General features: G+C 42.1%; 8 protein-coding genes. 6 read left to right on the top strand and 2 right to left on the bottom strand.

Annotated features, from left to right (window positions below):
• The 3 genes from CEX98_RS14770 to CEX98_RS14760 all read left to right on the top strand — a co-directional run.
• Positions 1 to 342 (top strand): hypothetical protein (locus CEX98_RS14770; protein ID WP_099642815.1); only part of this gene is annotated, 342 nt, incomplete at its 5' end.
• A 125-nt stretch (positions 343 to 467) separates the two neighbouring features.
• Complete coding sequence (locus CEX98_RS23300; protein ID WP_242441719.1) at positions 468 to 692, top strand: hypothetical protein; 225 nt, start codon at positions 468 to 470, stop codon at positions 690 to 692.
• A 330-nt stretch (positions 693 to 1,022) separates the two neighbouring features.
• The gene (locus CEX98_RS14760; RefSeq protein ID WP_099642814.1) at positions 1,023 to 1,607 is read left to right on the top strand and encodes a hypothetical protein; all 585 of its coding nucleotides are present in this window, start codon (positions 1,023 to 1,025) and stop codon (positions 1,605 to 1,607) included.
• 67 nt (positions 1,608 to 1,674) lie between these two features.
• Here CEX98_RS14760 and CEX98_RS14755 read toward each other — a convergent pair whose 3' ends face one another.
• The gene (locus CEX98_RS14755; protein ID WP_099642813.1) at positions 1,675 to 2,661 is read right to left on the bottom strand and encodes an AraC family transcriptional regulator; all 987 of its coding nucleotides are present in this window, start codon (positions 2,659 to 2,661) and stop codon (positions 1,675 to 1,677) included.
• A 121-nt stretch (positions 2,662 to 2,782) separates the two neighbouring features.
• On the opposite strand from CEX98_RS14755, the gene CEX98_RS14750 reads away from it, so the two are divergent.
• Positions 2,783 to 3,631: a sterol desaturase family protein gene (locus CEX98_RS14750; RefSeq protein WP_099642812.1), complete on the top strand. Its 849-nt coding sequence runs from the start codon at positions 2,783 to 2,785 to the stop codon at positions 3,629 to 3,631.
• Positions 3,632 to 3,635: 4 nt separating this feature from the next.
• On the opposite strand, the gene CEX98_RS14745 is transcribed toward CEX98_RS14750, so the two are convergent.
• Positions 3,636 to 4,547: a LysR family transcriptional regulator gene (locus CEX98_RS14745; protein WP_099642811.1), complete on the bottom strand. Its 912-nt coding sequence runs from the start codon at positions 4,545 to 4,547 to the stop codon at positions 3,636 to 3,638.
• A 96-nt stretch (positions 4,548 to 4,643) separates the two neighbouring features.
• On the opposite strand from CEX98_RS14745, the gene nfsB reads away from it, so the two are divergent.
• Together nfsB and CEX98_RS14735 are read left to right on the top strand one after the other, a co-directional pair.
• The gene (gene nfsB, locus CEX98_RS14740; protein ID WP_099642810.1) at positions 4,644 to 5,303 is read left to right on the top strand and encodes an oxygen-insensitive NAD(P)H nitroreductase; all 660 of its coding nucleotides are present in this window, start codon (positions 4,644 to 4,646) and stop codon (positions 5,301 to 5,303) included.
• Positions 5,304 to 5,685: 382 nt separating this feature from the next.
• A complete protein-coding gene (locus CEX98_RS14735; RefSeq protein WP_099642809.1) occupies positions 5,686 to 6,798 on the top strand; it encodes a M35 family metallo-endopeptidase in 1,113 nt (370 codons plus the stop codon).
• Positions 6,799 to 6,814: the final 16 nt, after the last annotated feature.

Raw genomic sequence — 6,814 nt, 5'->3', positions numbered from 1 at the left:
ATGGATATGTATTTTGGTTACAACTTCCGGGTTGGTGATGTAAAAGGGACCAAGGAGAGTATTGTTGAGTTTGAGCAAATTGCCCAAAACGCTTCTTCCGCCGAAGAGAAAGAGCGCTATGCTCAGGCGGCAAAACAGCTAAAAACAGAAGTTTTGCCACAGATGGAAAAAGAGATGGAGCAGCTGGGCAAGCAGCTTGGGCTCAACGCTGGTCAAATAGGCACCGAAATAGAACTAGATGGTGACTCCCTATCAAATTTAGCTATTAAAAAGGACCGGTATGGGGGGCTTTCTGCTGTAACTCCCTATGAAACTGGGAGTTTTGATCACAATAAAATATAAAGGATTAATTTATATTTAATAAGGTTTGCTGGTTTCAGCACTGGTCTTAAGTAGCTCAGCGATGGCAAACACCTGTGTCACTATCGAAAATGATACGAGCGGCTACGACGTTAAGCTGACTAGCAATGATGCTGAGTCTTCTCGATACACTCCCGCACCACTGGCAACACTTGCCTGCAAAAACTCAAGATCGTTTTGGTGTGCTGAGCAACTATCCAAGTGTTGTTCGCATTGTTGACCTTGAGTATCAGTTTGCCGATAGCAGCATTGCGCCTCGTTGTCATTTCAGGTTGGTGGTCATGAAGGATTACCGTAGTGGCAAAATTGGTGCCGCAAAAAGTGATTGCTGAAAATGAGGGTGGATCATACCGTGATCGTGCTATCTGCTCAGGAAAGCTCAACTCTTTTGATCTGAATAATGGTGATGCGGCGGTTACTTTCTCTATCAATCGTAGAAAGTACTAACTACAAGGGGGTTGCCAGGTAGCAGCCCCGCTTTAGGTTTGCACAGTCATTATATTGGCAGCCAAAACCAAATTGAATTGGCTTGATTAACGTTCTTCAAAAATGGAACAATGACACCTATCACTACGTTTCAGTATTAAAACTTAAGTGATATTTTTAGAACACACTCATTTGAGGTGGGTGTCAGCGATCTATTAATAGTAGGGAGTTTTTCTGTGCAAGCAAATAACGAATCTATCCAGTTGGCAAAAGAGTACTTGGAAGCTGTTCTTACAAAAGATTATGAGAATGTAGAAAAGTTTATTGAAGTTTCTGCATACACAAAAAATCACGAATTGACTCTATCTGATTTTATTGAAATACGCTTTGAAAAAGGGCATCTAAATAAAGAAAGTAAGGCTGAATTCAAAAATAAATTTATTGCAATGGGAATCCCAGAAGAAGATCTATCCGAATGGTTGGTTGGAGATTTGGTCAAATATTTTTTCGTTGATTATTATCAACTCTATACTGGCTCATTATCTGGCGTTACCACGGAAAGTATTAAGTATCTTAGCAAGGTAGAGGATAATGAGTTAGTACATATTTTATTTAACATCGAGCAAAGTATTGAATTAGATGAAGAGTACCCACTGAAGCAAAAGTATAGTGAAATTAGAACTGTTACAATCAAAAAATATAAAAACAAGCCGATAATAGTTCCTCCAAGTAGCGTTAAAGCTCACGTTGAAATTACGTTGTTCGGCTTAGTTGAAATGGATTGGAAAAGTGCTAACAAGCCAAGTCAGGAGGATTCGTAAATAGGAAATCGATAACACCCAATACCTATTTGCACCGAAGCTGGGAATTTGACTAACAAATCAAAACTTACTCACCTTTAGCTCTTCCCTTCAGTTTTGACGGTGATTTCCCGTACCATTTTATACAAACCTTATTCAGCGCACTTTGCTCTGTAAAACCAAGCGCGTCTACAATATCGAGCAATCTAGTGTTGCCAATGAGTTGCTCAAATCTGTGCTTTCGCTCTTGGTCGAGTAAAGCTCTAAAGCTAGTGTGTTGTGTTTTTAGCTTACGCTGCATCGAACGCACACTCATGTTTAATGCCTTAGCCATACTTGCTTGGTTGACTCCAGCCAGTGAGTGCTTTGCCGCCAGTAAATTGGCAACACGCGCTTTTAAATCATGATTATCACAGAGCGCTGATACGCTTTTAGCAACCGCTTGCTCAATATGTTCGTGCATTAGGCTGTCGACGGTAGCGACTGGCATGGTAAGAAAGTCTAACGGAAACAACAGTGCATTGTCAGAGCAGTTTTGTGAAACGGGGCAGCCAAACCACGTTTGCAAACGCTGCAATTCTGAGTCACACACGCTAAAGCTAAGCTGGAGTTGGTTAGGCGATAAAGTTGATCGCAAAAGCTGCCTTGCAGCGCTCACCCAAGCGGTCATATTGCGCAAAATGGCTTGCTTACCCAGCGAGGTTTTTGGTTGCCAAGTTAACCTGGCATTGTCGCTATCACTTGTGAATACGGCGAGGCCAATATCGGCGACAATGGCGTCGTAATGCAATAATGAGGTTATAGCCTGCTGCAAGTCTTTACTGGTTTCGACCAAGTAACCAAGCGCTCCATAGTCATGCAACTGAATGGCTTTACCCAGTTCAAAACCAATTGAGGGATCGCCGCTCAGCTCCCGCCCTACCTCAAGCAACCGCTCATACTCAATGAGTGTTACACGTTCAGGCCGTGACGCTACTAGCTCAGCAAACTCGCCTTGCAGTCTCTTGTCATCGGTAAAATGGTGATGGAGATATACCCACGCACTATAAAAATATACAAACGAAGTGGAGTGCATTGCAGTTCCTTTTGTCGTATTTGGACAAATTGTTGGCGCAGTTTGGCAGGATTGTCAATGACTAACCCGCTACGCTTGTACATATAAAGTACCAAAGCTTTGGCTAAAGAAGGAGCTGTATATGATTGATGTATCGCTAATTTTGCTGGCACTCAGTCCCGTCTTTTTACTTTGTGTTGCCTGGGAATATATTAAGCATCGCGCATACTATGATTGGCGAGACTCAATACTCAATGCCCTACTTGCGTTGCTCCATCAAGGTAGCGACGCGCTGGCTTTGCTTGTGCTGATGCCGCTCTTTTACTGGCTTCATCAATTTGCCTTATTCACAATCGAACTCAATCTCTTCACTTTGCTCTTTGGGTTTATCTTGCAAGATTTTTTATATTACTGGTTTCACCGGGCATCACATTGTATTCACTGGCTTTGGAGTGCACACGTAGTACATCACAGTTCGAAAAACATGAATTTTACCACCGCATTTCGCCAAAGCTTGCTATACCCTATTGTCGGTATGTGGCTGTTCTGGCTGCCTATGATACTTATTGGATTTACCCCAACCTTGGTATTTGCCATCGTCGCAATCAACTTGGCTTTTCAATTTTTTGTCCATACACAAACGGTTAATAGGTTAGGAGTGGTTGAGCGGATCTTTAATACGCCTTCCCACCATAGAGTCCATCACGCCAGTAATCCTGACTATATAGATAAAAACTTTGCTGGGGTGCTGATCATTTGGGATAAGCTTTTTGGCACCTTTGTTGAGGAGCGTGAGGACATCACAATTTGTTATGGAATAAGAGGTGCGGCACCAAAGCAGACCCCTTTAGAGGTTAACTTTGCTCAGTGGCGTCATATGTTCCACTGCTTTTCACAAGCAAACACCTTAAAGAGCAAATGGTTGGCGCTATTTGGTTACCCAACCCACTTACCCGAAAAGCCTAAGAATACAGCTTCAGTCAAGCCCTAGTGCGTTATTTATACCGCTCGGCCTTTTCTACAAGCGCTTGGCAGTACATTCTTAGTTTATCGCGCAGCACTCTCACGCTTGGGTTGATCATTTGCTTTGACGGGCAGATCAACCACAGCGGCTTACATTCAACGCGGTAGTCATTTAATATACTTTGCACCACGCCTTGCTCTAGTTGGTCTGCAACATCTATCGCGGATCGCAATGAAATACCCGCACCTTGCGCACACCAGCGCTTTACCACATCCGCATCATTACTGGTTCTACGCCCTTTAAGCACCACTTTGTAAGTTTGTTCATTTTTCGTCAGTTTCCACGTATCAAACTTACTGCCTCTGATCAAAAAGAATAGCCCTTGATGCTCGCTTAATTCCTCATGATCCTTTGGCGTGCCCTGTTTTTCTAAGTACTCCGTAGAGGCACAAAGTAGCAGTGGCACATCACAGATTTTAAAGCCGTAGAAGCTACTGTCTTCAGGCGCACCATAGCGCAGCGCAATATCAACACCGTCACGATAGAAGTCGAGATTGTGATCATTAAGAATAAGTTTCAGGGCAAGTTTAGGGTATTCATCCAGTAATTCGTCTAGCCACGGCAACAAAATATTACGACCAAAATCTGACGGTGCGGTTAACCTTAGCTCACCGTCAATTTCGTTGTCGTTATCAAGCACCTGTTTTTTGCCATTATCCAAAAGTGCCAGTGCCTGCTCGCAAATTGGCAAGTAAGTTTCACCTTGCTTTGATAACCTTAAGCTGCGCGTAGAGCGCACAAAGAGTTGAAAGCCAAGTTGTTTTTCCACCCGCTTTATCGCCGCGCTCGCCGTGGCAACCTGCATATCTAACTGCGCCGCTGCCGCACTAATATTGCCAAGCTGAGCCGTTTTCATCACGACGATTAAATCTTGTGTATTCATTTTCAAAAAATTTTTGAAACTATTTAGCTCATTATCATCTTTTTATTGATTATGTAAAACCCTATTATCTCTTGAAAGCAATTTTAGGAGTCTGATATGTACACATTACGCGATGCAATCAACAATCGTTATTCCACAAAGGCCTTTGATCCTGATAAAAAAATTAGTGATTCAGATATTGAACTACTTAAGCAAGTGCTAAGGCTGAGCCCATCTAGTACCAACGTTCAGCCATGGCATTTTGTTATCGCAAGTACAGAGGCTGGCAAAAATCGAGTGGCTAAAAGCACACAAGAGAATTACAAATTTAATGAAGCCAAAGTACTTAACGCGTCACATGTTATTGTATTTGCAGCTAAACAAAATATCGATGATGCACATTTAGATAAAGTGCTAGCTAAAGAAAGCGTCGATGGCCGATTTGAAAAAGGCTCTGAAATCGAAGCACAAATGAACAATGGCCGTCGTTACTTTGTTGGTTTAAATCAAACTAGCGATGAAGCAATCAAAGCATGGACTGGCAAACAAGTTTACTTAAACTTGGGGCAATTCCTACTGAGCACGGCACTTTTGGGAATAGATTCTGTACCAATTGAGGGTTTTGATGCTGAGATCCTAGGTAAGGAATTGGGGTTAACGGCACAAGGTTTCGACCCGTTAGCGTTGGTTGCACTTGGCTATAAAGATGAAAACGACTTTAATGCCAAGCTGCCTAAGTCTCGTTTGGCCATTGAAGAAATCATTACTGATCTCTAAAAACATTGCGCACTTTGGCACTGAAAACTTCCCATATGACTCAGTGCCAACCCATTTACCCGCTTTAAATACTGTCTCCAGCTACGCTAATGTAAACCAACGTGAATGAAACAACTTATTCACAAATCAAGCTCATCCCAATTTGAACAAAACTTATCCATACTTTTCAACAACATTACATTTATCTGAAATTATTAGTAATTTTATTTTAGCTTCCTTTTTGTTACTACTTGAAAAATTCTACTTGAAACATCGAATATTATATTGTTAATTAAAAGTGAAGAGAAAATTAATCCTCTCTGACAATAAAATGACAACATGTACACTCCTCCTTGTGTGACTATCACAAAAAGAAAGGAAGAGACCTCAACAGGAAGAAACTATGAAATTACTATCACGTACACTATCTACAGGCCTGCTTGCTGCTGCAATCTCTGCTTCGCTCAACGCTCAAGCAATGAATAAAAACCTTACAGTCAGCGTAGATGTTGACACGAAAAGAAATGGCGATGTGATTGCGACCCTCAATATCACGAACCAAGGGAAGGGAAACCAAAAAATATTGAGCTGGTACACCGACCTTGAAGAAGAGCATATTTTTAAAATTACCCGTGATGGTAAAGAGGTTAACTTTTTCGGCCCCCACTACAAACGCCCGGCACCAACAGAAGCAGACTTCATCAAACTAAAGTCAGGCGAAACATTAACCAAATCATTTGAGCTTTCAGGACTGTATGACTTAAGTCAGCCAGGCAACTATGAAATAAGCTATGATGTTGAGTCTTTTGATCTTTTCGGAAAAAAAGAGGTACAAAAGATAGACCGTAAAATGATGGGTCAGCAATCATTACAACACCAAACTGTGGCGGAACTGAGCTCTAATTCAGTTAGTCTTTGGCTCGAAGGCGTTGCAATGAGCAAAGGAAATGTTCAAGTTAATGCGAAACCAGGCTCGGGCGCAGCTGACTGTAGCGACGGTACTTGTTTTACAGGTCGTTGTAGCAACAGCGAAAAAACCAGTATTTTATCTGCATTGAATGCCGCAGACCAAATTACCAATAATTCAGTTGCCTATCTTAACAGCCACTCAGCCAGTAACCCATCAACGCGTTACCAAACGTGGTTTGGCACAGCGACGAATAGCCGCTACGCTACGGTAAAATCTAACTTCAACGCTATTAATGATGCTATCGATAACCAAGATCTCACGTTCGATTGTAGCTGTAACAAATCTTACTTTGCCTATGTATACCCAAACCAGCCTTATAAAGTCTACTTATGCCGCGCATTCTGGAGCGCAAACGAGTTAGGAACAGATTCACGAGCAGGCACCATCGTCCACGAGTTAAGTCACTTTAATGCTGTCGCGGGTACTGATGATATCGTTTATGGACAATCTGGAGCGAAAAGCCTTGCGATTTCCAACCCAAATCAAGCGATTCAAAATGCCGATAGCCATGAATACTTTGCAGAAAATACCCCGTACCAAAACTAATCCTTAACGTTCCCCT

The sequence above is a fragment of the Pseudoalteromonas piscicida genome, assembly GCF_002744175.1.
In the GTDB taxonomy this organism is placed as follows: Bacteria; Pseudomonadota; Gammaproteobacteria; order Enterobacterales; family Alteromonadaceae; genus Pseudoalteromonas; species Pseudoalteromonas piscicida_B.
This window is presented reverse-complemented; position numbering and strand designations above follow the sequence as displayed.

Bases quoted from the DNA above. Each gene is read 5' to 3' on its own strand.
- CEX98_RS23300 (WP_242441719.1), top strand. From the start codon at position 468: ATGATGCTGAGTCTTCTCGATACACTCCCGCACCACTGGCAACACTTG.
- CEX98_RS14745 (WP_099642811.1), bottom strand. From the start codon at position 4,547: ATGAATACACAAGATTTAATCGTCGTGATGAAAACGGCTCAGCTTGGC.
- CEX98_RS14755 (WP_099642813.1), bottom strand. From the start codon at position 2,661: ATGCACTCCACTTCGTTTGTATATTTTTATAGTGCGTGGGTATATCTC.
- nfsB (WP_099642810.1), top strand. From the start codon at position 4,644: ATGTACACATTACGCGATGCAATCAACAATCGTTATTCCACAAAGGCC.
- CEX98_RS14750 (WP_099642812.1), top strand. From the start codon at position 2,783: ATGATTGATGTATCGCTAATTTTGCTGGCACTCAGTCCCGTCTTTTTA.
- CEX98_RS14735 (WP_099642809.1), top strand. From the start codon at position 5,686: ATGAAATTACTATCACGTACACTATCTACAGGCCTGCTTGCTGCTGCA.